The organism is Thermocrispum municipale DSM 44069, from assembly GCF_000427825.1.
GTDB classification, from domain to species: Bacteria; Actinomycetota; Actinomycetes; order Mycobacteriales; family Pseudonocardiaceae; genus Thermocrispum; species Thermocrispum municipale.
The window spans coordinates 90,227-115,821 of record NZ_ATYT01000007.1 but is presented as its reverse complement, the minus strand read 5'-3'; the positions used below and the strand labels follow the sequence as shown (position 1 = coordinate 115,821).

General features: G+C 70.2%; 19 protein-coding genes. 9 read left to right on the top strand and 10 right to left on the bottom strand.

Annotated elements, in window-relative coordinates:
* Positions 1-74: 74 nt before the first annotated feature.
* From YWM_RS0108945 to ehuB, 5 genes are all read right to left on the bottom strand, one after another.
* On the bottom strand, positions 75-1,385 hold the full coding sequence (locus YWM_RS0108945) for a vWA domain-containing protein (protein ID WP_028850447.1): 1,311 nt from the start codon (positions 1,383-1,385) through the stop codon (positions 75-77).
* Positions 1,382-2,470 carry a PP2C family protein-serine/threonine phosphatase gene (locus tag YWM_RS22790; RefSeq protein ID WP_052344695.1) on the bottom strand — a complete coding sequence of 363 codons (1,089 nt, stop codon included), beginning with the start codon at positions 2,468-2,470 and terminating at the stop codon, positions 1,382-1,384. Before YWM_RS22790 ends, YWM_RS0108945 begins: the two co-directional genes overlap by 4 nt.
* Positions 2,467-5,028 carry a serine/threonine-protein kinase gene (locus YWM_RS0108935; RefSeq protein WP_084612278.1) on the bottom strand — a complete coding sequence of 854 codons (2,562 nt, stop codon included), beginning with the start codon at positions 5,026-5,028 and terminating at the stop codon, positions 2,467-2,469. Before YWM_RS0108935 ends, YWM_RS22790 begins: the two co-directional genes overlap by 4 nt.
* On the bottom strand, positions 5,025-6,395 hold the full coding sequence (locus YWM_RS0108930) for a hypothetical protein (RefSeq protein WP_156914714.1): 1,371 nt from the start codon (positions 6,393-6,395) through the stop codon (positions 5,025-5,027). Before YWM_RS0108930 ends, YWM_RS0108935 begins: the two co-directional genes overlap by 4 nt.
* A gap of 119 nt (positions 6,396-6,514) precedes the next feature.
* Positions 6,515-7,438, bottom strand: coding sequence for an ectoine/hydroxyectoine ABC transporter substrate-binding protein EhuB (gene ehuB, locus YWM_RS0108925; protein WP_084612277.1), 924 nt, complete (start codon positions 7,436-7,438; stop codon positions 6,515-6,517).
* 393 nt (positions 7,439-7,831) lie between these two features.
* Here ehuB and YWM_RS0108915 point away from each other — a divergent pair, with 393 nt between their 5' ends.
* Entirely contained in the window at positions 7,832-8,182 is a 351-nt protein-coding gene (locus YWM_RS0108915; protein ID WP_028850442.1) for a DUF3817 domain-containing protein, read from the top strand.
* A gap of 156 nt (positions 8,183-8,338) precedes the next feature.
* On the opposite strand, the gene YWM_RS0108910 is transcribed toward YWM_RS0108915, so the two are convergent.
* A complete protein-coding gene (locus YWM_RS0108910; RefSeq protein WP_043660269.1) occupies positions 8,339-8,845 on the bottom strand; it encodes a MarR family winged helix-turn-helix transcriptional regulator in 507 nt (168 codons plus the stop codon).
* A gap of 42 nt (positions 8,846-8,887) precedes the next feature.
* Here YWM_RS0108910 and YWM_RS0108905 point away from each other — a divergent pair, with 42 nt between their 5' ends.
* On the top strand, positions 8,888-9,850 hold the full coding sequence (locus tag YWM_RS0108905) for a tetratricopeptide repeat protein (RefSeq protein ID WP_052344726.1): 963 nt from the start codon (positions 8,888-8,890) through the stop codon (positions 9,848-9,850).
* A gap of 230 nt (positions 9,851-10,080) precedes the next feature.
* Here YWM_RS0108905 and YWM_RS0108900 read toward each other — a convergent pair whose 3' ends face one another.
* Complete coding sequence (locus YWM_RS0108900) at positions 10,081-11,514, bottom strand: neutral zinc metallopeptidase (protein ID WP_028850439.1); 1,434 nt, start codon at positions 11,512-11,514, stop codon at positions 10,081-10,083.
* 153 nt (positions 11,515-11,667) lie between these two features.
* Between YWM_RS0108900 and glgP the strand changes: the two genes are divergently transcribed.
* From glgP to YWM_RS0108875, 5 genes are all read left to right on the top strand, one after another.
* Positions 11,668-14,169 (top strand): alpha-glucan family phosphorylase, encoded by a 2,502-nt coding sequence (gene glgP, locus YWM_RS0108895; RefSeq protein WP_028850438.1) that lies wholly within the window; start codon positions 11,668-11,670, stop codon positions 14,167-14,169.
* A gap of 390 nt (positions 14,170-14,559) precedes the next feature.
* Positions 14,560-15,291, top strand: a complete 732-nt coding sequence (locus YWM_RS0108890) for an ABC transporter ATP-binding protein (RefSeq protein WP_211232472.1) — start codon at positions 14,560-14,562, stop codon at positions 15,289-15,291.
* A gap of 43 nt (positions 15,292-15,334) precedes the next feature.
* Complete coding sequence (locus YWM_RS0108885) at positions 15,335-16,114, top strand: enoyl-CoA hydratase/isomerase family protein (protein ID WP_028850436.1); 780 nt, start codon at positions 15,335-15,337, stop codon at positions 16,112-16,114.
* Between the two features lie 52 nt (positions 16,115-16,166).
* Positions 16,167-17,174: a class I SAM-dependent methyltransferase gene (locus tag YWM_RS0108880; protein WP_028850435.1), complete on the top strand. Its 1,008-nt coding sequence runs from the start codon at positions 16,167-16,169 to the stop codon at positions 17,172-17,174.
* Positions 17,174-18,334, top strand: coding sequence for a class I SAM-dependent methyltransferase (locus tag YWM_RS0108875; protein ID WP_028850434.1), 1,161 nt, complete (start codon positions 17,174-17,176; stop codon positions 18,332-18,334). Before YWM_RS0108880 ends, YWM_RS0108875 begins: the two co-directional genes overlap by 1 nt.
* Before the next feature lie 193 nt (positions 18,335-18,527).
* Here the strand turns inward: YWM_RS0108875 and YWM_RS25155 are convergent, their stop codons facing one another.
* From YWM_RS25155 to YWM_RS0108860, 3 genes are all read right to left on the bottom strand, one after another.
* Positions 18,528-19,856 carry a serine/threonine-protein kinase gene (locus YWM_RS25155; protein ID WP_028850433.1) on the bottom strand — a complete coding sequence of 443 codons (1,329 nt, stop codon included), beginning with the start codon at positions 19,854-19,856 and terminating at the stop codon, positions 18,528-18,530.
* Positions 19,857-19,922: 66 nt separating this feature from the next.
* Entirely contained in the window at positions 19,923-20,894 is a 972-nt protein-coding gene (locus tag YWM_RS0108865; protein ID WP_028850432.1) for a nucleoside hydrolase, read from the bottom strand.
* 119 nt (positions 20,895-21,013) lie between these two features.
* Complete coding sequence (locus tag YWM_RS0108860; protein WP_028850431.1) at positions 21,014-21,490, bottom strand: SixA phosphatase family protein; 477 nt, start codon at positions 21,488-21,490, stop codon at positions 21,014-21,016.
* A 150-nt stretch (positions 21,491-21,640) separates the two neighbouring features.
* On the opposite strand from YWM_RS0108860, the gene YWM_RS0108855 reads away from it, so the two are divergent.
* Together YWM_RS0108855 and YWM_RS22780 are read left to right on the top strand one after the other, a co-directional pair.
* Positions 21,641-22,390, top strand: coding sequence for an acyltransferase (locus tag YWM_RS0108855; protein ID WP_028850430.1), 750 nt, complete (start codon positions 21,641-21,643; stop codon positions 22,388-22,390).
* A 120-nt stretch (positions 22,391-22,510) separates the two neighbouring features.
* Positions 22,511-25,594, top strand: coding sequence for a PQQ-dependent sugar dehydrogenase (locus tag YWM_RS22780; RefSeq protein WP_245565981.1), 3,084 nt, complete (start codon positions 22,511-22,513; stop codon positions 25,592-25,594).
* Position 25,595: the final 1 nt, after the last annotated feature.

Below are 25,595 nucleotides of genomic sequence, written 5' to 3'. Positions count from 1 at the left end.
GCCCGCAGACGTCACAGAACTCGACGTCGGCGGATTGATGTCCGCCAGGGCACCTCGGCATCGCTGTCACCCCTTCAGATTCCGGTGCGTCGCGAGACCCGCTTGGTCACCGTCGACCTGGTGTCCAACGTCATCTCGTCGATGGCCGAGACACGACTCTTGAGCTTGACGGTTCCCTGCACCGCGTCTTCCACATCCACCACGCCCGACAGCAGGCTGACGGCGTCTTCGTGGCCGGATTGTGTGGCCAACGCCACAGCTCGGCCGAGCTTCTGCGTGGCGGTCTCGATGTCGCCCGCCCGGCGCGCCGCCAAGCCGGCATGGATCGCATCGGCCAGCTCCGCCTGGCCGGTGTAGTGGGCCACCGTGGGATCGATGACGGTCGACAGCGAGACGTCATCGGTCCACACCGCCAGCACGCGTCCCTTGCCGAGGACGATCTCGGACTTGTTCGGTCCGGACGACACCAGGCTCACCCGGCAGGCGAGCATCTTGTCGCCCACCTCGGCGGGGGGCACATGCAGCTTCACGTGGTACGAGCGGGTCTCGCTGCCCCACGCGCCCGTCGGGTACTCGACGCTGCGCGCGTCGGTCGGCGTGCCCATCGCGGTCAGGTCGGCCAGGGTCGGTTCGACCTGCTTGACGAAGTCGATCCGGGCGCCTTGCGGTGTCCACAGCCGCAGGCCGACGTCGGCCACCGCCTTGCCCATCGCGGCCTCGGTCATCGCGGCGAAGTCCGCGGCCAGATCGGCGGGCTCGGCGACGATGTCCACGCTGCCGAGCAGGGCGTGTGCGATCTGCCGCAGCTCGGCGACCTCCCAGTCGGTGCCGACACCTCGGCAGTCGCACACGAAGTTGCCCGCGACGCTCTCCAGCGTGGCGGTCAGTTCCTTGGGCGCCTGGCTGTCGTTGCGCCCGTCGGTGAGCAGGATGGCGTGCCGGATCTCCGCGGTGCTGGTGGCGAACAGCTGATCGGCCAGCCACAACCAGCGTCCCATCGCGGTGCCACCGCTGGGTACCAGCCGGGCCACCGCGTCCCTGGCCGCCGCCTTCGTCTCCTCGTCGGCCCTCGCCAGGGTCAGCCCCTCGTGTTTGGGCGGGTAGACCACCTTGGCCGACTCGTTGCCGGCGATCACCGCGAACTCCACCCCGTCGCGGATGCCGTCGATCGCGGCGATGGTGGCCTGCTTGGCCGCGTTCAGCTTGCTCGGGCGGTACATCGACGCCGAGCAGTCCACGATGACGATCTCCGCAGCCGACGTGGTGAACTGGCCTTCCTCCGGCGCGTCCGCCGTGACGGTCAGGACGGCGTTGACCTCTGTGGCCCCCGGCGCCAGGTATTGGTTCTGCGCGACCTCGAGCTGAAACTCCGGGTAGCTGGTCATGGGCTGTCACTCCTCGCCATTCCCGGTTCTTGCCCCGCACACACCGGAAACGGAATCGCGGCCACGGTGATGTTGTCCCTGCCGCCGCGTTCGTTGGCGGCCTCGGTGAGGTCCATCGCGGTGCCGAGCGGGTCGCGGCCGCCGACGGGCAGGTGGGCGGCCAGCACGCTCGGTCCGCTCAGATAGCCCCACAGGCCGTCGGTGCACAGCAGCACGGTGCCCGGGCCGTTGGGCCGGAAGCGCTGCACCTGCGGGCGGGGGTCGTCCGCGTCCGCACCGAGCCAGCGCGCCAGGGCGTTGGCGTCCTCCGCCGCGCCCGCGGCGACCGCGCTCACGCCGGAGGCCACCAGCTCGTTGGCTCTGGTGTGGTCGACGGTCAGGCACCGCGACCGGGTGCCGTTCGACCCGGTGGCCAGCCAGTACGCCCGGGAGTCACCGATCCAGCCGATGGTCACCTCGGACTCGTTGACGATGGCCGAGACGTAGGTGGTGGCGGGCGGGCCCTCCTCGTGATCGCCTTCGTCGGCAAGTCGGTTGACCGCGGCCGACGCGGCCGCGGCCGCCGCGCGGGTGGCCGCCGTGGGGTCGGCCGTCCCCGACATCGCCGACAACAGGATGTCCACCGCGGCATCAGCGGCGCCCTGGGACGCCTCGCTCGCCCGGGAGGAGAACGCCACGCCGTCGCAGACGACGGCAACCACGCACTTGGGGGAGTCGCGGCGACCGATCCAGCCGAGCGCCAGCGCGTCCTCGTTCCTCTCGCGCCGCCTGCCGCGATCGCTGACCCCCGCGACCACGCCGAGGTCGTAGACCACGCGATCCCGGCCGAGCGGCTGCGACCGGCCACAGCGCAGGCAGAAGCCCTCGGAGTCGATCTCGGCGAAGTCGCACGAGATACAGGTCGCCACCTGCATCGCCGGGTCGGGCCCACCGACCGGCGTGCGGTGCAACAGCAGGTTGCGGCCGCACACCTCGCAGAACCGGTCACGCTTGCCCACCGGGGACGAGCAGTCCGGGCACACGTGCCGTGGCCGCACCGGCTCGGTGTCGGCCAGCGAGAAGTCGGTGCTCGGCGAATTGGTCACAGCCACGTCCTCGGGCGCACTTGGTTCGCGCGGTCGACCAGGGCCACGCGCTCTTCTTCGTCGGAGGCCTGGCGGGCCAACGCGCGGTAGGACGTCTCCAGGCCGCTGCGCAGGTCGTATTCGGTGAGCCGATGGCCGAGCACGCTGCGATCGGCCGCGTTGAGTTCACGGCCACCGGACTTCGTCCAGGCCAGTGCGGCTTCCAGCAGGTCGACCGACATGCGGGCTTCCCGGACCGGGTCGAGCTCGAGCGCTTCCAACTGCCGGCCCGCGCGTTCCAGCTCGTCGGGTGTCAGCGACGCCGGGTCGGCCGCCACGGTGGTCGCCTGGATGGCCAACAACCGGGCCGTGATGTAGTGGCTGGACGTCTCCGGTACCGAGTTGAGCACGTCGGTCGCCTCGTCGTTGGCGCCGGTGGCCAGCAGCGCGCGAGCCAGGCCGAACGCGGCGCTGACGTACGTGCGGTCGGTGCGCCACACCGTGCGGTAGTAGTAGTCGGCCCAGTCCCAGTCCTCCTCGGCCTCGGCGCACGCGGCCAGCGCCAGCTTGGGCGCCAGCTCGCCGGGGACCGTGTCGAGCACCGAGTCGAACGCCGTGCTGGCCTCGGTGTGCCTGCCCGCGGCGAGCAACGCGAGGCCGCGGTGCCACTCGGCACGCCACTGCGTACGCGCCGTGTGCAGGTCCTTGTCGGCCAGCAGCTCGTCGACCGCGTGCAGCGCCTCGTCGATCTGGTCGAGCTCGATGTAGGCCCGGATCATCCGGAACCGGATCTCCTCGGTCGGCTTCTCCGCGCCGAGGATCTCCAGCAGCTCGGCCGGGTCCGACGTGCTGACCGAGGCCAGGAACGCCGCCGCCGGGTCGTTGCTGTCCACCCGGGTGACCGGCAGCGCGTTGGCCACCTGCCGCGGGTCGACCGCCAGCCGCGCCCCCTGTCCGTGGTACGAGTCCAGCTGCGGCCGCACGCCGAAGCTGCGGCGCTCCGGGGTGAACTCGGTCGACGGCCCCGGCCGCGGCTGACCGTCCTTGGCGGCCAGCACTTCACGCAGCACACCGGTCAGCTGTTCGGCCATCTCGGCGGCGGAGGTGAAGCGCCGCTCCGGCTCCAGAGCGGTCGCCCGCCGCAGCAAGCGGTCGAACGAGTCGAACTCGGCGAGCAGTGGCACGTCCTGCTGCGCGGGCAGGTGGTCGCGGTAGCGCTTCTGGAAGTCGAACGGGAAGCTCATCACCGCGAGCGAGCGACCGACCGCGTACAAATCGGACGCCACCGACGGCCCCGCCGACTCCACCTCGGGCGCCTGGTAGCCGATGGTGCCGAACACCGCGGACGTGTCGTCGTCGGCGTGCCGCACCGCGCCCAGGTCGATCAGTTTCAGCTGTTCCTGGGTCTGGATGACGTTGTCCGGTTTGAAGTCGCAGAACAGCAGCCCGATGCTGTGCAGGTAGCCGAGCGGCCGCAGCGTCTCGATGGTGTAGGCGATGGCCTGTTCCAGCGGCAGGCATTCGTTCGGGCCGATCTCCGCCCGCCGCTGCTTGATCATGTCCTTCAGCGACTGGCCGCCGACGTACTCCATCACGATGTAGCCGACGTTGTCGCCGTGCTGGTCGCGGTGCTGGACGAAGTTGTGGATCTTGACGATGTTCGGGTGCTCGACCTTGGCCAGGAAGTGACGCTCGGCGAGCGCGGCGGCCATCGCGTCCGAGTCACCGGTGTCCAGCAGGCCCTTGAGCACCACCCAGCGGTCGGCGACCGCGCGGTCCTTGGCCAGGTAGATCCAGCCGAGGCCGCCGTGTGCCAGGCAGCCGAGCACCTCGTACTGGCCGTGCACCAGCTGGCCGGGGAACAGCTTCGGGGTGAACGAGAACCGCTGACCGCACTGCGGGCAGAACCCTTCGGACCGGCCGGGACGGTCGGCCGTGCTGCGCCCGACCTTGGCGCCGCAGCGGCTGCAGAACCGCCGGTGCTCGGGCACCATCGGGTTCTTCAGCACCACTTCCGTGGGGTCCCGGTACGGCACGTGCGGCATCTCCACCAAGCCCGCGCCGAGCATGCCGCGGTTGGACGCGCGCGACGGGCCGCTGCCCCTGGTGCCGGTGGTGGCCGACATCGACGAGGCGGCCCAGCCACCGCTGGGCGAGGTGACGCCGGAGCCGGTGCGGTGGGACACCGTCCGCACCGAGCCACGCCGCCCGGTGCGTTCGGAATGCTCCTCGCCGTCGCCGCCGTGCTCGCCGTCCGCGTCGGCCGAATCGCCGTCCTTCGCGGTCTTGGCATCCCCGGCAACAGCGTCCGACGGCGCTTCCAAACCACAGACGTCACAGAACCGGTCCTCGTCGAGCGTGCCGTCGCACGACTCACGCGGGCACGGGATGGCGTCGGTCACCTGCTGCGTCGGCGCCTGTTCGGCTCCGCCGTTCTGCGCCGCCGCGTCCGCCTCGAACGCGTCGAAACTGTCCTCGGGGAGTGACCGGTCCTTCACGTCCGTCTGCGTGTCGCCCCCGGCCTCGGGGGCGCGATCCGCCTGCTTCGCGGTCGACTTGTTGGTGCGTCGCCACCTCATCGGTACTCCCTCAATCGCTGCCACACGCCGAACGCCCCTCCGGCGGCGGCCAGCAAAGCCAGGCTGATCACACCGATCAGCACTCCGGTCAACGCGGCGCGTGCCTCGTCGGCGGCGGATTCGAAACGCAGCCGTACATCGTCCACGATGCCGGCCAGCGCGTCGTCAAATGATTCGAACGCCGCTGCCCCTTGCGACGCGACCAGTGCCCGAACCGCCTTCTTCTGGTCGCCGCTCGCTGCGGCCTGCTGCACCGCGGCATGGGTGTTGTTCCATGATCGTGCCGCCGCCAGCGCGTCGTCGACGGCCGCCCGCGCCGAGCCGTCCGTGCTCACCGCCTTGGCTGCGGCGAGACGCCCGTCGTCGCCGGTCAGCTGCTGCATCATGTGCTGGAAGCTGCTCTCGTACTCGGCGAACGAGTGGTCGTCCCGGGTGGCGACCGGGATGAGCGCCTCGTTCGCCCGCGCGGCCAGCCCGGTGTTGCGGGCTTGCGTCACGGTGTTGATCACTTCCGTCCCCTCACTGTGACTGCGCTCTGCCCGGCTGCTGGCGGTGAAGTGGGACAAGGCGATCCAGCCGACCATGCTCACCGCCGCGACCGTGGCCACCAGCAGGCCGATATTGAACACCCGGCGCGAGCGCCGCCACACGTAAACCTGCGCGCCGATCAGCGCCACCAGCAACACACCGCCGAGCGTCAACTCCACCCACGGCGGTTCGGTGGCCGCCCGTTGGTTGTCGGTCAGCCGCTCGATGACCGAGTCGTACAGCTTCTGTCCCGCGGGCAGCAGGTTCGCCGCCATCGCGTCGGCGGCCAGCAGCTGGTACGTGGAGGCCACCGGCTCGTGCAACCGGTTGTACGCGCGCGCCTGCTCGACCAGCACGGTGTACTCGGACAGCCTGCCGGGCAACGTCCCCAGCAGGTCGCGCTGGCGGCTGTCGGTGTCCTCGTCGGAGGCGGCGACCAGCCGGGCCAGCGCCGACTGGGCCTCGCCCGCGGCAGCTTCGTACTCCGTCTCGTAGCGGACGCGATCGGTGGCCATACCGACGTCCCTGGCGAGGAACGCCGCGCTGGCGGCCACGTCGGCGGTCGACAACGACCGGTAGAACTGCTCGGCGGCCGCGTGCAGCTCGCCGTCGGTGGTGGCCAGCTGGTCCAGCCGCTGCTCGCGCTTGAGCACCAACAGAGTGCACACCGCCCCGACAACCAGGCTCAGCGTCACCAGCCCGATCAGCATCGACCGCAGCACCCGGGGGGTGCTGCGCTTGCGTCGATGTGGGGTCCGGGTCGGGGTCTTCTCTTGGCGCTGTGCGTGCGGTCGCTGGTCGACCGCACCGGTTGCTCGCGGTGGGGCGGCCACGGTCATGCGCGCATCTCATTCCTGCTGGGTGTGTCTGTTTCTCCGGTTGGTCACCGTCCGCTGCCGTCACCGTATCCGTGCAGGTCACGAAAGCGAAGTCCCGCTCACTGCCCGCGTCGGAACGGTTACGGGGCGCAGAGTTTTTTCGTGGTGATCTCCGGTCCGGGTTGGTGTTGCTCGGTGAAACCGAACGGACGGACGATCTCGAGCCACTCGCCGCTCTTCTTCAGCGCGGCCAGCTCGGCGTTGAACGCCTTGACGAATTCGGTGTCGTGTTTGCGGAACGCGAACCCGCCGACGCCCGCACTACCCCCAGGTGGCACGAACGGCTTGGTCTTGCTCAGCCCGGCTTCCGGGTGCTGCTTGAGCAGATAGCCGACCGTGGTGTCCAGCGTCGCGGCGCCGTACACCCGGCCGTCGGCGACCGCGCGGAACAGGCTGTCCTGGTCGCCCAACGTGACCAGCTGTTCCTCGGCCGCACCCGCTTCGATGGCCAGTTCCAGTTCGACGCCGCCGGTGAGCACGCCGATGAGGACGTCCTTGCCCTTGATGTCGGCGAACGTCTCGATGCCTTCCGGATTGCCCTTCTGCACCAGGAACGCGTTCTTGACCTCGAAGTCGGGGAGGGAGAACGCGGCGTCGGCACACCGCTCCGGCAGGATCGACATGCCCGCCGCGACCAGCGAGTACTTCTGGGCTTGCAGCCCGGGGATGAGCTGGCGGAAGTCGACCAGCACGCCCTGCAGCTCGGTGATGCCGAGCCGCTTCAACACGGCCCGAGCAACTTCCGGGCCTTCACCGGTGACCCGGCCGTCCTCGTCGATGTAGCCGTACGGTTTCTCGCCCGCCACCCCGATGAGGATCTTCCCGCTCTCCTTGACGTCGGCGAAGCTCGTGCCGCCGGCTGTCGCCGTGCACGCACTCACGGCCGTCGTCGCGGTGGCTGCCGCTGCGCCGACGGCGGCCGCTTGTGCCGCCGTGCGCAGGAATGAGCGCCTGCTGAGCGGCTTGCTGCCAGTGGGCCGTTGGTGTCCGGCCGCAGAACCCATGGCCTTCGTTCCCCTCGCCTCCAGCTCGCTGTGTCTGCTTGCTCGCCGGCTTGTCCAAGCCCGCGGTGATGCGCGCCAACCTAGCGGGATTCGCTTTCGGACAACACCGCAAGATCGGCAAATTCCGACGGAGGTAGCGAAAGTTCTTGTCCTTCGGGTGGGTTAAGCCTCGTCGCGCTCCGTCAGAAGTACGGTGGATCGCTTGGGCGTGATCACCCTGGCGAGGTAGGTGCGGCGCTGCGCACCGTCAACGTCCGTAGAGCGCCGTCGGCAGCCCTCGAAGGCCCGTCCGGACCCTGTGTCGGCGGTCTCAGCGGGCACTCCCGAACCGGCCGTGAGCGCGGTCACGACCGCAGAATTTCCTCGTTCGCGAAGACGGTCCGGGGAGGGAAAGTGCACGGCAAGGTCGTCAAGCTCTTCCAGGCGGTCGCGGTGGCGGAAGCGCTGTCGTGGGCCGGCCTGCTCGCGGGCATGTTCGCCCGCTCCGTGCTGGGGCTGGGCGACGGCGGAGTGCCCGTGTTGGGCCTTGCCCACGGGGTGATGTTCGTCTGCTACGGGATCACCGCGCTGGTGATCGCCCGGTTGTGCCGGTGGAACGCGGCGACGCTGCTGTTGTCCGGCCTGGCCGCGGTGGTGCCGCTGGGCAGCTGGCCGTTCGAGCGGTGGGCGCTGCGCACCGGCAAGCTGGACGACCGCGAGGTCCGGAGCAGAGCGGGCGTCGGGCTGTTCGTCCAGACGGCGTGATCGTCGGCTCGTTCGTGCGGACGGCGTGATCGTCGGCTCGTTCGTGCGGACGGCGTGATCGTCGGCTCGTTCGTGCAGACGGCCTGACCGTCGGCCTGTCGGTCGAGACAGCCTGATCAGGAGCCGACGGGGCCGATCCGCGGGTCGAGCGCTGGGTCAGTCCTCGAAATCGCCGCTGGCCCTGCGCACTCTGGTGAGCAGTTCGATCAGCTGCTGGGTTTGCCGCTCGGTCAGACCCTTCAGCCCGAAGTCGATCGAGGTCACCGCCCCGGTGGCGGCCTGCAGCCGCTGCCTGCCCGGTTCGGTGATCTCCACCAGGGTGGCCCGCCGGTCGCTGGGGTGCGGTACCCGCTTGACCAGCCCGTCGGCCTCCAACCGGTCGACGATGTTGGTCACCGACGTCGGATGCAGCTGCAGCCGTTCGCCCATCACCCGCATCGGCAGCGCCGACCGGCGGGAGAACGACAGCAGCACGAGCGCTTCGAAGCGGGCGAACGTCAGCCCGTGCGGCTTGAGCGCACCGTCCACCGCTGACTGGATGATCTGCTGTACCCGCATCACGCCGGTCACCGCCGCCATGGTGTCCGCAGGGCCGATTCGTTCGGTCCACAGCTGCGCTGCCCGCTCGATCGGGTCGAATGGCAACGGCTTGCGGCGATCCATGGCTGGCAAGGTAGCAGTGCGGTGTCCCGGCACGGCGCACCGCTGCCCCGGCCGAGGGCGTCGCTAGGTAGATTGGGGACCGTGACAGCACCACGTGGGATTTCCGGCGCGGTGGATCTGACCGCGCTCAAGCAACGCGCCGAGGCGCAATCGGCTACTCAGGGCCAGCCCGCCGCGCAGGACGGCTCCGCAAGCGGTGCTGGCGCCTCGGTCATCGATGTCGCCGAGGCCTCGTTCCAGGCAGACGTCGTCGAGCGCTCGATGCAGCAGCTCGTGGTGGTCGACCTGTGGGCCGACTGGTGCGGGCCGTGCAAGCAGCTCAGCCCGGTGCTCGAGCGGCTGGCGGGCGAGTCCAACGGGGCGTGGGTTCTGGCCAAGGTGGACGTGGACGCCAACCCGCGCATCGCGCAGCTGTTCGGGGCGCAGTCGATCCCGACGGTGGTCGCCATCGCGGGCGGTCAGCCGGTCGACGCGTTCACCGGCGCGCTGCCCGAGCCGCAGATCCGGCAGTGGCTGGATCGGCTGCTGACCGCGCTGAAGGACAAGCTGCCCGGCGTGCAGGCCGCCGCCCAGCAGGCCGCCCAGGACGCACCGCCGGACCCGCGGTTCACCGAGGCCGAGCAGGCCGTCGAGCGGGGCGACTTCGAGGCCGCGGCCGCCGCCTACGAGCGGATCCTGGCCGACGAACCGGCGAACGAGCAGGCCAAGGCGGCGCTGACCCAGGTCAAGTTCCTGTCCCGGTCGACGAAGCTGGACCCGACGGCCGTGCAGCGCGCCGACGCCGACCCGAAGGACGTGGCCGCCGCGATCGAGGCCGCGGACTACGAGGTCGCCAACAATCAGGTGGAGGCCGCGTTCGCCCGGCTGATCAACGGCATCCGTAGCAGCGCGGGGGAGGACAGGGACAAGCTGCGGGCGCACCTGGTCGAGCTGTTCGAGCTGTTCGACACCGCAGACCCGCGGGTGGCCAAGGCGCGGCGGGACCTGGCTTCCGCGCTGTACTGACGACTCTTCGCGCCGCACCGCAGCCATCGACGCCGAGCGGTGGCCGGCCGAGCAGGCAGGAGGCCGCCGTGGTGCGCCCCGGCGTGGTCCGATCGGGCCCGCGTGTTCCGCGCGGCTGCGACTGACCGTCCTGCGGAAGGCTGAGCGCCGGAGGACGACCGGTCGGCGCGGGCCGAGATCTGGCTGCTTCGGCGGCTCGGGCGCCACGGCGGACGCCCCAGCCGCCGCGATCAGCAGGCCGTGGCGCCCTCCAGGTAACCCTTCCCGAACGCCTCCACGCGCAGGAAGCCGCTCGGCACCTGGTCGCCGCGCACGTTCGAGCCGATCAGGCTCTCCGGCTGCAGCATCTCCAGGATCGCTTCGTCGACGTCGCCGGGCGAGAGCCGGATGACCGATCCGCTGGTCTGCTCCGGGTTCTGCACGCCGCGCGCCCACGCGCCGGTCAGGCAGGCCGTACGCAGCGCCGCGTCCATGTCGTCGATCGACTTCCCCTCGGCCTTCTGCACCGCCAGCGTGTAGCGCGAGGCCACCGACGCATACGCGGCGAAGTCGCCCTTACCCGTGGAACCCTCGCCGCTCATCTCCAGCTGCCGGTCGATGGGCGAACCGATCTGCGCCAACGCCGCCAGGTCCGCGGTGACCACGTTCTCCTTCGGGCAGTACGACGTCGGCGGCGTGCCGCTGCCGTCCGGGCACGTGCCGCCGGTGGTCTGCAGGTCCGGCTTGCCCTTGCCGTCGAACACCCGGTCCAGGCTTTCCTTGATCAGCCGGACGGAATCCTCGGTGACCGGCATGTCGCCGCGGTCCGGGTCGTTCTGGCTGAACGAGAACTGGGTGGTGCGTTCCTTGATCAACTGCTCGTTGTAGGAGGCACACCGTTTCGGGCCGTCGGTGAAGCCCTCCCGGAACGCCAGCGTGCGGTCGAACGCGGTGCCGTGCGCGCCGACCTCACCGGACAGCTTGCCCGGTGCGTCACGCACCAGGTACATGGTGCTCAGCGCCGCGTTCAGGCCCTCGGCGGTGGACACCTTGAAGTACTTCGACTTGCCTTCCACGATCCACCGGAAGTACGAGCCGGTGAAGCAGTCCGCCTGCGACTCGAGCACGATCGTCTTCGGCTCCGGACCTTCCGCCGGGATGCCCGCCTTGTCGCCCAGCCGGTGCTGCACCGCGTGCCCGTACTCGTGCGCCAGCACCGTGATCGGCGCGACGTCGCCGTACAGCTTGATCAGCCGAGGGAGCAGCACGCCGCGGTCCCACGCCACCGCGTCATCCGGCGGGCAGTAGAACGCGTTCATCTCGCCCTGCACGTTGCGGCCGCACAGCTGCATGCTGTCGCTGTCCGAGTCGTACGACAGCAGCCGCTTGACCTGGTCGAACTCCATGCCGAACTCCTTCGGCATGACTTCCGACCAGTACTCGCTGACGTCCGCGATGGTCGCGATGGCGATCTTGTCCGCCTGGTCGTCGGTGGCGTTCTCCACCGCGATGTCCGGCTGGGGCGCGTCGGGTTTGAGTCCGCTCTCGAAGTGCGTGACCGGCATCCCGCCGACCTTGTTGACGTCCGGCCCCACCGGCGTCCCCGCGGTCGTCGACCCGCACGCGGCGGCCCCCAGTGCCCCGATCAGCAGGCACGCAGCCAGCGCTTTACCCCGGTATGTCATCTCATCTCGCTTTGCAGTCCAGACCACGACGGAACGTCGTAGCGCACCTTATCGAGCGAGATCACCGTGGGTGGGGGGTTTGGGTGATCTGACACGCATGAGGGATCGCCGGTCGCCGTCGACGGGTGGTGGTGCACGCTATGTTCGGTACGCATGAAGGCAGTGCGACGGTTCACCGTCCGGGCGGGCATCCCGGAGCCGTTGGCCGGGCTCACCGAGCTGGCCACCAATCTGCGGTGGACGTGGCACCCGCCGACCAGGGATCTGTTCGCCTCGATCGACCCGGCGCTGGCGGCCGACGTCGGCGGTGATCCGCTGCGCATCCTGGTCGAGGTCGATCCGAGGCGGCTCGACGCACTGGCCACCGATCAGGAGTTCCTCGCGCGCGTCCAGCAGGCGGCCGACGATCTGCGCGAGTATCTGACCAAGCCGCGCTGGTACCAGCGGGAGATCGACGGCAGGCGGCCGCAGGGGATCGCGTACTTCTCCATGGAGTTCGGGGTCACCGAGGCGCTGCCGAACTACTCCGGCGGTCTCGGCGTGCTGGCCGCCGATCACCTCAAGGCGGCCTCCGACCTCGGTGTCCCGATGATCGGTGTCGGGCTGCTCTATCGCGCGGGCTACTTCCGGCAAGCGCTGTCGCTGGACGGGTGGCAGGTCGAGCACTACCCGGTGATCGACCCGAACGGTCTGCCCTTGGAGCTGCTCAGCGACGCCGACGGAGCGCCGATGCTGGTCGACATCGCCCTGCCCGCGGACCGCACGCTGTACGCGCGTATCTGGAAGGCGCAGGTCGGCCGGGTGCCGTTGTTGCTGCTGGACGCGGACGTGCCGGAGAACGACGACGACGCGCGCACGGTGACCGACCGGCTCTACGGCGGCGACACCGACCATCGTTTCCAGCAGGAGGTGCTGGCAGGCATCGGCGGCGTGCGTGCCGTCCGTCGCTACTGCGAGCTGACCGGCCATCCCGAGCCGGAGGTGTTCCACACCAACGAGGGACACGCGGGCTTTCTCGGCCTGGAACGGGTGCGTGAACTGGTCGGCCAGCACGGGTTGTCGTTCGACGAAGCCGTCGCCGCGGTGCGGGCGGGGACGGTGTTCACCACGCACACCCCGGTGCCCGCCGGGATCGACCGGTTCCCGGTGGAGAAGGTGCGGCGCTACTTCGGCGACGGCCGCCTGTTGCCGGGGCTGGACCTCGACCGGATCGTCAGCCTCGGTGCCGAGGACAACCCGGGGCTGTTCAACATGGCGCACATGGGCCTGCGGCTGACGCAGCGCGCCAACGGCGTGTCCCGGCTGCACGGTGAGGTCTCCCGCGCCATGTTCAACCGGCTCTGGCCCGGGTTTCCCGCCGACGAAGTTCCGATCACCTCGGTCACCAACGGCGTGCACGGCCCTACGTGGACCGCCCGGCAGATGACCGAGCTGCGCGAACGGCAACCGGAGTGCACCGACCAGCAGCTCTGGCGGCTGCGCTGCCGGTTGCGCGGCATCCTCGTCGAGGAGGTCCGTCGCCGGCTGCGGAATGCCTGGCTGCAGCGCGGTGCGTCGCCGCTCGAGCTGGGGTGGACCGAGCGCGCGTTCGACCCGGACGTGCTGACCGTGGGCTTCGCGCGGCGCGTCCCGACCTACAAGCGACTCACGCTGATGCTGCGCGATCCGGACCGGCTGCGGGCGCTGCTGTTGGACGAGCGCCGGCCGATCCAGTTCGTCGTCGCGGGCAAGTCACATCCGGCCGACGAGGGCGGCAAGGCCCTCATCCAGCAGATCGTGCGTTTCGTCGACGACCCCGCCGTGCGGCATCGCATCGCGTTCCTCCCGGACTACGACATGGCCATGGCGCGCTACCTGTACTGGGGCTGCGACGTGTGGCTGAACAACCCGACCAGGCCGCTGGAGGCGTGCGGTACGTCCGGCATGAAGTCCGCGCTCAACGGCGGGCTGAACCTGTCCATCAAGGACGGCTGGTGGGACGAGGGCTACGACGGCCGCAACGGCTGGGCGATCCCGACCGCCGACGGCGTCACCGACCCGCTGCGGCGCGACGAGCTGGAAGCGGCCGCGCTGTACGAGCTGCTCGGTCAGCAGGTGGCGCCGCTGTTCTACGAGCGGGACGAGACCGGCGTGCCGACCCGGTGGATCGCGATGGTCCGGCACACGTTGCAGACCCTCGGCCCGTGGGTGCAGGCCTCCCGCATGGTGCGCGAATACGTGCAGCGGTGCTACCTGCCCGCGGCGGAGACCGTGGCGCGGCTGGCCGAGGACTCGTTCGCGGGCGCCAAGGACCTGGCGGCCTACCGTGCGCGGGTGGAGGAGTCGTGGCCCGGCGTGCGGGTGGTCGATTCCGAGCTGGAAGCCGACGGTCGCGACCTGGTGGTCGGCGCCGACGTCAAGGTGCGCGCCACCGTGGAACTCGCCGGTCTGGGCCCGGACGAAGTCGAAGTGCAGGCGGTGCTCGGCAGGCTGGGGGACACCGACCAGATGCACGACATCGTGACCTACACCATGCAGCCCGACGGTGGCCCGCACACCTTCTCCGCGACCGTGCCGCTGCCGCGTGCCGGTGCGATCGGATACACCGTGCGGGTGCTGCCCAAGCACGAGCTGCTGGCGGTACCCGCCGAGCTGGGCAAGGTGGCGGTCCAGTGACCGAAGCGCCTGTAGGGTGATGGCCATGTCCGCGGTTTCGTCCCAGCACCACGTCGTGACCAGCAGGCGGGCGCGCTCGGCAAGCCACGCGTCGCGCCGACGTGCCCAGGCCGGCGTGCTGCCGGCGCCGAAGTGAGACGTATGCGTACCGGATTGTTCGCCAGGAAGTTGCTCCGTCGGTTCGGCATCGAACCGGTCGAACAGGAAGTGGGTCGGCACCACCTGCCGGAGCCGCCACGCCAGAATGAGAACGTGGCCCCACAATCAGCGTCCCCCCAGCCCACCGACAAGTCCGAGGAGCCTCGTGTGGCGCAACAGCCCGTGCTGCCGGAAGACCCCAACGACCTGGTCGTGCACCTGTCCGGGGTCGGGGTGCGGCGCGGCAGGTCGATGCTGCTCGACGACGTGAACTGGGCGGTGGAACTCGACGAGCGCTGGGTGGTGCTCGGCCCGAACGGGGCGGGCAAGACGACCTTGCTGCGCATCGCCGCCGCCGAACTGCACCCGTCGGCCGGTACCGCGCACATCCTGGGCGAGCGGCTCGGCGGCACGGACGTGTTCGAGCTGCGCCCCCGCATCGGGTTCGCCTCGGCCGCGCTGGCCGCCCGCGTTCCCGGGGACGAGAAGGTGCGCGATGTCGTGCTTTCGGCCGGGTACGCGGTGCTGGGCCGCTGGCGGGAGTCCTACGACGAGGTGGACACCGAGCGGGCCGAGGAGCTGATGAAGGCGCTGGGCGTTGCGCACCTGGCCGACCGCGCCTTCGGCACGCTGTCCGAGGGTGAGCGCAAGCGCACACTGATCGCCCGGTCGCTGATGACCGACCCCGAGCTGCTGCTCATGGACGAGCCGGCCGCCGGTCTCGACCTGGGTGGCCGGGAGGATCTGGTCGGCCGCCTGTCGATGCTCGCCAAGGACCCGGATGCGCCGGCGATCGTGCTGGTCACCCACCATGTGGAGGAGATCCCGCCGGGCTTCACCAACGCGTTGCTGCTGCGTGACGGCAAGCCGGTCGCGGCCGGGTTGATCGACGACGTGCTGACCGCGGAGAACCTCTCGCTCACCTTCGGCGAGGATCTGCTGCTGGAAAGGTGGGGCGAGCGCTTCTTCGCCCGCAGGCGGTAGCCTACCGGCGAGTAGACCGCCGTCAGGCCCGAAGGAGCTTCGCGTGGCAGAGTTCGTACGTCTTGAGGTCGAGGCAAACGTCGGCACGATTCGACTGGACCGCCCTCCGGTGAACGCCCTGAACCGTCAGGTGCAGGAGGAGATCAGGCAGGCCGCGCGTGAGGCGACCGAGCGGGACGACGTGCGGGCCGTGGTGATCTACGGCGGCGAGAAGACGTTCGCCGGCGGCGCGGACGTCAAGGAGATGGCCGGCATGTCCTACGCCGAGATGGCCGCCGCGGCACCCCAGTTGACCTCGGCGATCACCGCGGTGGCCGAGATCCCCAAGCCGACCGTCGCCGCGATCACCGGCTATGCCCTGGGCGGCGGGCTGGAGCTGGCGTTGGCCGCCGACCGCAGAGTGGCAGGCGACAACGTCAAGGTCGGCCAGCCGGAGATCCTGCTCGGCATCATCCCCGGCATGGGTGGCACGCAGCGGCTGGCGCGGCTGATCGGACCGAGCAAGGCCAAGGACCTGATCTACACCGGCCGCTTCGTGCCCGCCGACGAGGCGCTGTCGCTGGGCATCGTGGACGAGGTCGTGGCGCCGGACGACGTCTACTCGGCGGCGCACAAGTGGGCGGCGCAGTTCGCCAACGGCCCGATGCGCGCACTGGCGGCGGCGAAGGCGGCCATCGACGGTGGCCTGGACACCGACCTGAACAGCGGCCTGCGGCTGGAGAGCCACGTGTTCTCCGCGCTGTGGGCGACCGACGATCAGCGCGCGGGCATGACGTCCTTCATCGAGAATGGTCCGGGGAAAGCCACCTTCACCGGACGGTGACGCCGGCGGCGTGGGTGAGCCAGCAACCAATGCACGGAAGTGAGAACGGCACGTGACCGACGTCATCGACCCCACGGCGAGCCCGTCCGGAGGATCGCCCGACCCTGCCGACCCGGCTCCGAAGCCGCACCCCTCGGCCGAGGAGGTGCAGGCGGCGTATGCGGACCCGAAGCTGGCCAACGTGCTGTACCACGACTGGGAGGCGGGCACCTACGACGAGAAGTGGTCGATCTCCTACGACGAGCGCTGCATCTCGTACGCGGTCGAGGTCTTCCGTGCGGTGGCGGGGGAGGAGCCGGAGCCGTACGAGACGGCGATGGAGCTGGGCAGCGGCACGGGCTTCTTCCTGCTCAACCTGATGCAGGGCGGGGTGATCAAGAAGGGCTCGGTCACCGACCTGTCGCCGGGCATGGTGCAGGCCGCGCTGCGCAACGCCGCCCATCTCGGCCTGGACGTCGACGGGCGCGTGGCCGACGCGGAGCGGATTCCGTACGACGACGACACGTTCGACCTGGTCGTCGGGCATGCCGTACTGCACCACATCCCGGACGTCCGCAAGGCGTTCGCCGAGGTCCTGCGGGTGCTGAAGCCGGGTGGCCGGTTCGTGTTCTGCGGCGAGCCGACCAAGATCGGCGACTGGTACGCACGCAGGCTGGGCAGGCTCACGTGGTTCGTCACCACGAACGTCACGCGGCTGGGGCCGCTGCGGCAATGGCGTAAGCCTCAGCGTGAGCTGGACGAGTCGTCGCGGGCGGCGGCCCTGGAGGCCGTGGTCGACCTGCACACGTTCGATCCGTCGGAGCTGGAACGCTGGGCGCGGGAGGCCGGGGCGCAGGGCGTGCGCGCGGTGACCGACGAGTTCTCGGCGGCGTTGCTCGGCTGGCCGATCCGTACGTTCGAGGCCGCGGTGCCGCCGGAGAAGCTGACGCCGGGGTGGCGGTGGTTCGCCTACCGGTCCTGGCAGCGGCTGATCGCGCTGGACCGCACGGTGCTGTCGAAGGTGCTGCCGCGATCGGTCTTCTACAACGTGATGATCACCGGGACCAAACCCGTGGGCTAGTGGGCTACGCGTTCACGCTCGACGACGTCGCATTCCTCCGTTCCGCCGACGGTGTTGCCGCGCTGCGCGCCTGTGCGGGCCTCGAGTTGTCCGAGCGCAGCAGGCTGCGAGACGTGGCCACGGCGCGGGAGATCGTGGGCGTTCGCGCGCCCGCGGTGTTGGAGACACTGCTGCTGCGGCGGCGCGCCAGGGACAAGTTGGCCGGCGCGGAGGACTGGCTGCTCACGGATGACGCTCTACAGCAAGCCACGCCGACCGTCGTGGCACGTCATCGCGCCGAGCGGCTCGCCGGTCGCGACGTGCACGACGTGACGTGCTCGATCGGTGCGGATCTCGTCGAGCTTCGCCGCACCGCGAACCGCTGCCTCGGGTCGGACCTCGATCCGGTACGGGTTGCGATGGCGCGGCACAACGTGCCGGACGCCGTGGTCGTGCGGGCCGATGCGCTCCGGCCGGTCAGCCGGCACACCGTGATCGTGGCCGATCCGGCTCGCCGGGACGCCCGGGGCAGGCGCCGGTGGAACCCCGCGGATTTCGTGCCGGCGCTCGACGAGCTGAGGCAGGCCTACGCGCAGCGCGATCTCGTGGTGAAGTGCGCGCCCGGTATCGACCCGGATGCCGTGCCGTGGGCTAACGAGCGCGAGCTGGTGTCGTTGGACGGGCAGGTGCGGGAAGCGTGCCTGTGGCGCGGCTCGGTCGCCACCGCGAAGCGTCGCGCCACCGTCCTGCGCAGCGACGGAACGTCGTGGTCGGTGACCGAGGACGAACCGGACGAGTGCCCGGTCGGTGAGCCGGGCGAGTGGATCATCGACCCGGACGGTGCGGTGGTGCGCGCCGGCCTGGTGCGGCACTACGCCGCCCGCCACGGGTTGTGGCAGCTCGACGAACACATCGCCTACTTGACCGGGGACAGGCCGCCGCCGGGAACCCGCGCGTTCGAGATCCGGGAGTTCGGGCGGTATCGCGAGAAGGACCTGCGGGCCACGCTGCGGCGGCTGGGGATCGGCCGGGTGGAGATCCTGGTGCGTGGGCTCGACATCGACCCGAACACGTTGCGGCCGCGGCTCAAGCTCAGCGGGGACGACGACGCCACGGTGGTACTGACCCGGATCGGCCGGAGTCCGACGGCGTTCGTCTGCCGGGCGCACCGGATCCCGTGATGCGCGGGACTGCGGCCAGCCCGGTTGCCGGCCGTGGTGCGGGTCTGCGGGCCGGCGTGGCGGGTGCCCGGGCGCAGCGGATACGGCGACGCGGGCCTGCGGGCTGGCCCTGCGGGTTCCCGGTGTAGCGGGTTCCGTGATGTGGGTCTGCGGGTGCCCGGGCGCAGCGGATACCGCGACGCGGGACCGCGGGCTAGCCTGGCGAGTTCTTGATCGTCTTGTTGATGGAGTCGATCAACAACCTGCCGTTGTGCGGCACGACAGCCAGCTCGGCGCGCTGGAACGAGGGTCGGCCTTCGTGTTCGACGACGATGCCGATGCTGACCGTGTCGCCGTCGACCTTCGCGGGTTGGACGACGGTCACGGCGTCGATGGAGTTCCAGTACGCGTCGAACTCCGCCCGCCCGGTGGCCCGCGCACGGGGAGTGAGCAGCGTCCATGCGGCGTCCTTGTCGTTCGGCAACGCCTGGTAGAAGCGCATCACCACGGCGGTGCGATCGTCCGGTGCCGGCGTCGCTCTGTTCCGGGACTCCCGTGGGTCGGGGCCGAAACCGACCGTGAAGATCGCCGCGATCGCGACCAGGGCCACTGCGGCGGCGGAGCCGGATATGAGCAGGCGCATCCCCGAGCGGCCGCGGAGGGACCGGCGACGAGGGCGTTCGGCAGGCGGCAGGGTCGGTGCGAATGCTTGGCTCACCGCCTGGGCGACGATCCCCCGCAGTCGGTGGTGGACCTCACGCATGGTGGGTCGTTGCGCCGGGTCCTCGGCCAGCATGGCGCGCAGCAAGGGCGCCAACGGGCCTGCGCGTTCCGGCGGGACGATCTGGTGCGCCGCGGCCGCGTGCAGCACCGCGGTCCGGTTGTCGAGTTCGCCGTAGATCAGGTGCCCTTCTACGGCGCGATACAGCGTGGCGCCGAGGGAGAACACGTCCGCGGCGGGTGTCGGATCTTGGCCGCTGAGGGTTTCCGGCGCCAGGTAGGCGGGAGACCCGATCAACGGTCCGGTGCCGTCGGCGTCCCCCGACGAGTAGGCGATGCCGAAGTCGGTGAGCTTCACCTGCCGGTCCGGGCCGTCGGAGAGCAGGATGTTCGCGGGTTTGACGTCCCGGTGGACGACGCCTTTCGCGTGCGCGGCGGCCAGCGCGGCCGCGACGGCTGCTCCGATCCTGGCCACTTCGGCCACCGGAAGCGTGTGCTGCTCGGCGAGCTTGTGCGCCAACGTGCTGCACGACAGGTACTCCATGATCAGCACGGGTTCGCCGAAGTCGTCCGCGACGTCGAAGATCGTCACCGTGTTGGCGTGACTGATCCGCGCGGCGATCCTGGCTTCGTGCAGCGCGCGCTGCCGTGCCCGTTCCGCCTCGTCGTCGGCGAGTCCGGGCGGCAGCAGGAGTTGTTTGGCGGCGATGGTCCGGTTGAGCACCTCGTCGTGCGCCAGCCAGACGGCGCCCATCGCGCCGCTGGCGAGCTTGCGGGTGAGCCGATAGCGACCGGCGATCACCCGGCCGTTCGGCTGTCCCACCCCCGCCTCCTCCTGACGCCGTGAGCAAACCGGGTCGTCCGGTTTGTCGGCTGTCGTCGGCGATCGTTACCGGGACTGGGCCAAACCGCCTAGCAGCCGTCGTCGCAGGCCGTCGAAACCCGATTCCGACGCGATGTCGAGCGCGACGGCGACCGGTTCGGTGTCGGTCGGCGCGGTCTCGGCGATCAGCTCGCGGCGGCGGCGATCGGTGATCAACGCGCCGCGGGCCGGGCCGAAACCACACTCGATGTCAAGCGGGAAGGCCTCGGTGCGCAGCGTGCCCGGCCAGATGGCCTCGGCGACCGCGATCGCGTCGTGCATGACCACCGCGGGGCGGCCGAGTGTCTTCGTGTAGTGGTCCAGGTAGTCGGTCGTGAGCTCGCGCAGGGCGGCGCCGATCGGGCCGGACGCGGCGAGTTCGTCCAGCCACGGGACGTCGACCGCACACTGGTAGGTGAGGTCCATCGGCACCAGTACGCAACGCACGCCCGGTTCGGTGAGCACGCGGCGGGCAGCCTCCGGATCGCTCCACAGGTTGAACTCCGCACGAGCGGTGACATTGCCGCCGTCCACCGCGCCGCCCATGATCACGATGCGGTCGATCTGCGGCTTGATCTCGGGGTAGGCGGCCAGTAGGAGGGCGATGTTGGTCAGCGGGCCGATCGGGGCGAGCACCACGGGCTCGTCGGCTTGCCGCAGCAGCGAGACCATCAGCTCGACGGCACCGATACCGGCGATGGGGGACAACGGCTCGGGCAGCACGTCCGAGCGCCCGGAGAGGCCGTCGGTGCCGTGGGCGTAGCGCGCTCGGTGCGGGTGTGGGTGCACCAGCGGGCGCTCGGCGCCCTTGGCGACCGGTACGCCGCCGGCGCCGCACAGCGCGAGGATTCGTTGCGCATTGCGGGTGGTGGCCTCGACCGGCACGTTGCCGTACACCGTGGTCACGCCGAGCAGTTCGACGTGGGGGTCCAGAGCGGCGAGCGCGATGGCGAAGGCGTCGTCCACGCCGGGGTCGGTGTCGATGATGAGCGCTGGCATGTGCCCATCAAACCGGATGTGGCCGGGCAAGCAGACGGCGGCGGCGGTCGCGGCAGCGCTGCGGGCACTGACCAGCCAGATCGTGCGGCGGCCGGCTGAGGAGCCGCCCGGCCGTCGAGCTAGCCGCGTGGCGTTGCGGTGTCGACCAGGCGGCCCTTGCCGGGTGCTGCGTCGGACCACGCGCCGCGCCAGGCCACGACGGCGATACCGGTGGTGGACAGCTCGATCCGTTCGCCGGTGAGCAGACCGGCGAGCTGGGACATCCCCGGGTTGTGGCCGACAAGCACGACGTGCTGCTCGCTGTCGGGCAGGTGGTGCACCACGTCGAGCAGCTCACCGGCGGAGGCGGCGTAGACCCGCTCCTCGACGCGCACGGGGATCTCGGGCAGCTCGGCCATGGCGAGCTCGCAGGTCCGCCGGGCCCTGGTGGCGGGGGAGCACACCACCAGCGAAGGTTGCGGCCTGTCGGCCAGCCAGCGACCGGCGGCTGACGCGTCACGCTCGCCACGCTCGGCCAGCGGGCGGTCGATGTCGTCCACCTCGTCCGGCCAGGCGGCCTTCGCGTGCCGGAGAAGCGTGATCCTGCGATCGGCCATACCCGATTCCTACCACGGCGGGTCCGGGGGAGAGGTGTCTCGAGTTGCGTGAGCGCACGGGTGTGCCCATTCGCGTCGGTTTCCGGCGCAGGGCCGCGTGTGCGGCGCCAACCGCGCCGCCCGGCCAGACCCGCCAGTAGGGTGTCGGGCATGACGTCGATGTGGGGTTCGCCGATGCTGGATCGGCTGTCCGCCTGGCGCAAGATGCGCAAGGACCCGCAGCAAGCCCGCTTCCTCACCATGGACTCGCTGCGCTGGATCATCCGCAACCGCGCCTACACCCCGTGGTACCTGGTCCGCTACTTCCGGCTGCTCAAGTTCCGCCTGGCCAACCCGCACGTGGTGCTGCGCGGCATGGTGTTCCTCGGCAAGAACGTCGAGCTGCACTGCAGGCCCGGCTACGGGCGGCTGGAGATCGGCAAGTGGGTGCACATCGGCGACGGCAACGCCATCCGCTGCCACGAGGGTTCGCTGCGCATCGGCGACAAAGCGGTGTTCGGCAGGCAGAACGTGGTCAACTGCTACCTGGACATCGAGATCGGTGACGCCACGCTGGTGGCCGACTGGGTGTACATCTGCGACTTCGACCACGTCACCAGCGACATCACCGTGCCGATCAAGGATCAGGGCATCGTGAAGGCGCCGGTGCGCATCGGTCCTGACACCTGGCTGGGCACCAAGGTGACGATCACCAAGGGCAGCCGGATCGGCCGCGGCTGCGTCATCGGCGCGCACGCGGTGGTGCGCGGCGACATTCCCGAGTACGGCATCGCGGTGGGCATCCCGGCCCGCACGGTCAAGGACCGCCGCGAGCAGTACGAGATCGACCGCCAGCGCCGCGAGGCCGTCGCGGACATGGCGCGTAAGGCCAACGCCGCCCTGCGGAAGATCTTGAAGTAGCCACTTTCCGTGCGCGCGCGGACACGCTGCAGTGATCTTGCGCCATTGGGTGCAACGCATTCGACCTGACCGGCGAACGGTCCTGGCGAGGGGCCTGGTGCTGGGCAGGTAGGAATGCGCGTGCAGGGTTTGTCGGGCAGAAGCGGCGCGGTGGTGTCTGCGCTGGTCGTCACCGGGGTCTTGCTGGCGCCCAGCGCGCTGGCAGCCACGCAGAGCGGGTTCACCGATGAGCTGGTCGTCGGCGGTCTCGTCAGTCCCACTGTCGTCGCTTTTGCGCCGGACGGCCGCATGTTCGTCGCGGAGAAGCGGGGAGTGATCCGCACCTACGACGCCGTCGGGGACACGACGCCGACCACGACGATCGATCTGCGCGCCCGCGTCCACGACTACTGGGATCGTGGCCTGCTCGGCCTGACCGTCCACCCGAACTATCCGCAGAACCCGTCGATCTACGCGCTCTACAGCCACGACAGCAAGCCGTGGGGAGACGACTGTCCGACACCGCCGGGCGCCACCGACGACGGTTGCGTGATCGACGGTGAGCTGGCGCGCATCACCGTCGACCCGGCAACCGGCCAGGCCATCGGCAGCCCGCACGTCCTGCTGACCGGCTGGTGCCAGCAGTTCCCCAGCCATTCGGTGGGCACGGTGACCTTCGGACCGGACGGAGCCCTCTACGTCGGTGGTGGGGACGGCGCGAGCTTCAACTTCGCCGACTGGGGCCAACGCAAGAACCCGTGCGGCGATCCGCCGCAAGCCGCCGGGACGAACCTCGCACCGCCGAGCGCCCGGGGCGGTGCCCTGCGATCACAATCCGTCCGGCGGCCGGCAGGCGAGCCGGTCACGCTCAACGGCACGATCGTCCGCGTCGATCCGAGCACCGGCCAGGCGATGCCCGGCAATCCGTACGCGAGCAGCACGGACCAGGTCAAACGCCGCGTGATCGCCTACGGCATGCGCAACCAGTTCCGCTTCGCCTTCCGGCCCGGCACCCGTGAACTGTGGGTGGGCGACGTCGGCTGGAACCAGTGGGAGGAGATCAACCGCATCCCGGACGCCACCGACGGCACCGTGGAGAACTTCGGCTGGCCGTGCTACGAGGGGGCCCAGCGGCAAGCCGGATACGACGGGGCGGACCTGAACCTGTGCGAGTCGCTGTACTCCACCGGCCAACAGGCGCCCTACTACGCCTACGACCACGACGACCACGTCGTGCCCGGCGACAGCTGCCCGACCGGCAACTCGTCGGTCAGCGGCATCGCGTTCGAATCCGACAGCAACTACCCGTCCGCCTACGCCGGTGCGCTGTTCTTCGCCGACAGCACCCGCGGATGCATCTGGGCCATGCAGCGCGACACCAACGGGTTGCCGAGCCCCAGCAAGATCGTCCCGTTCGTCACCGGAGCGAATGTTCCGGTCCACCTGGCGACCGGACCCGACGGCAACCTCTACTACGTCGCGCTGGGCGCCGGTCAGGTACGCAGAGTGACCTACAGCAGCGGGAACCGTGCCCCGGCCGCGGTCGCCACCGCCAACCCGACGAGCGGACAAGCGCCGCTGACCGTGCAGTTCGACGGCTCGCAGTCGTCCGACCCCGATCCCGGCGACACCCTGACCTACGCGTGGGACCTCGACGGCGACGGTCAGTTCGACGACTCCACGGCGGTGCGACCGCGGAGGACCTACCTGGAGAGCGAGCGGGTCACGGCTCGCCTGCGCGTCACCGACCGGGCGGGCGCCTCCGACGTCGACACCGTGACGCTGACCATCGGTCAACCGCAGTCGCAAGACCCGATCGTGGCGATCGACCAGCCGACGACCGACCTGCGTTGGCGCGTCGGCCAAACCATTCAGTTCTCCGGGCGCGCCAGTGACCCGCAAGACGGCACCTTGCCTGCCGACGCGATGGACTGGAAGCTGACGCTGCAGCACTGCTCGTCCCCGACGAATTGCCACGCGCACGACGTCCGCACCTGGTCGGGAACAGCGAGCGGTTCGTTCGTCGCACCGGATCACGCCTACCCGTCGTATCTGGACTTGCGCTTGACCGCGCGCGACTCCACCGGCAACACCGGCAGCTCGTCCCTGCGCCTCGAGCCCCAGACCGTCGACCTGACCTTCACCTCGGACCCCAGCGGTCTGCGCCTCACCGTGGGCGGCGAGAGTGACACCACGCCGTTCACCCGCACGGTCATCGTCGGCTCGGCCAACGCGGTGTCGGCGCCCAGCCCGCAAGGCGACGACTATCGGTTCGTCTCCTGGTCCAACGGCCGGGCGCGCACCCACGAGTTCGTCGCGCCCTCGACACCGACGACTTACCACGCCCAGTTCGTCGACTGTGGTGGGATCAGCGGCTGCGTGGGCGTGCAGCCTACGGCCGTCCGCGACTTCACCGTGCGCGGCACCGGCAGTAAAGCCACCGTCACCTGGCAGCCGTCCGCATGGCCGGGCCTGGGCGGAATCACCAAGTACCGTGTCTCGGCATCGCCGGGCACCGCCCGCGACCTGCCGGCGAACGCACGCAGCTACACCTTCAGCGGCCTCGGCAAGCGGACCTACACGTTCGCGGTCACCCCGTACAGCGAGGCAGGCGCGGGCCCGACGAAGAAGGCGAAACTCACCACCACCGCGCTGTCCGCCTCGCTGGCGCCGAGCACGATCAGGTACGGAGGAAAGGCCAAGCTGACCGCCACCCTCGAACGGACCGACACCGGTCGTGGTCTGCCGAACAAGAAGGTCCAGCTGCAGGCACGGCCGGCAGGCAGTACCACGTGGACGACGTTGACCACCGGCACGACCTCGTCCACCGGCAAGATCAGCTTCTCCCGTGGGCCGGCCCGCAACTACGAGTACCGCCTGGTGTTCGGCGAAGGCTCGGTGTACTTCGGCGCGACCAGCCGAGCGCTGAAGGTGACGGTCCGGCAGGCGATCACCGGGTCGTTCGCCGCCGCCAAGGTCAAACCCCACCGGCAGGTGCGCTTCACCGGCCAGGTCAAGCCCGGCCACCCCGGCCAGACGGTCCACCTGCAATACCGGTCCGGTGGGCGCTGGATCACGTCACGATCGACGACGCTGGACGAGAACAGCCGCTACACCTTCGTCTTCAGCAAACCCGCAGGCACATACACGTATCGGGCCATGAAGTACGGACACGGCGACCACGCCGCCGGGTACAGCCCAGCCCGCAAGCTCACCGTCCGGTGAG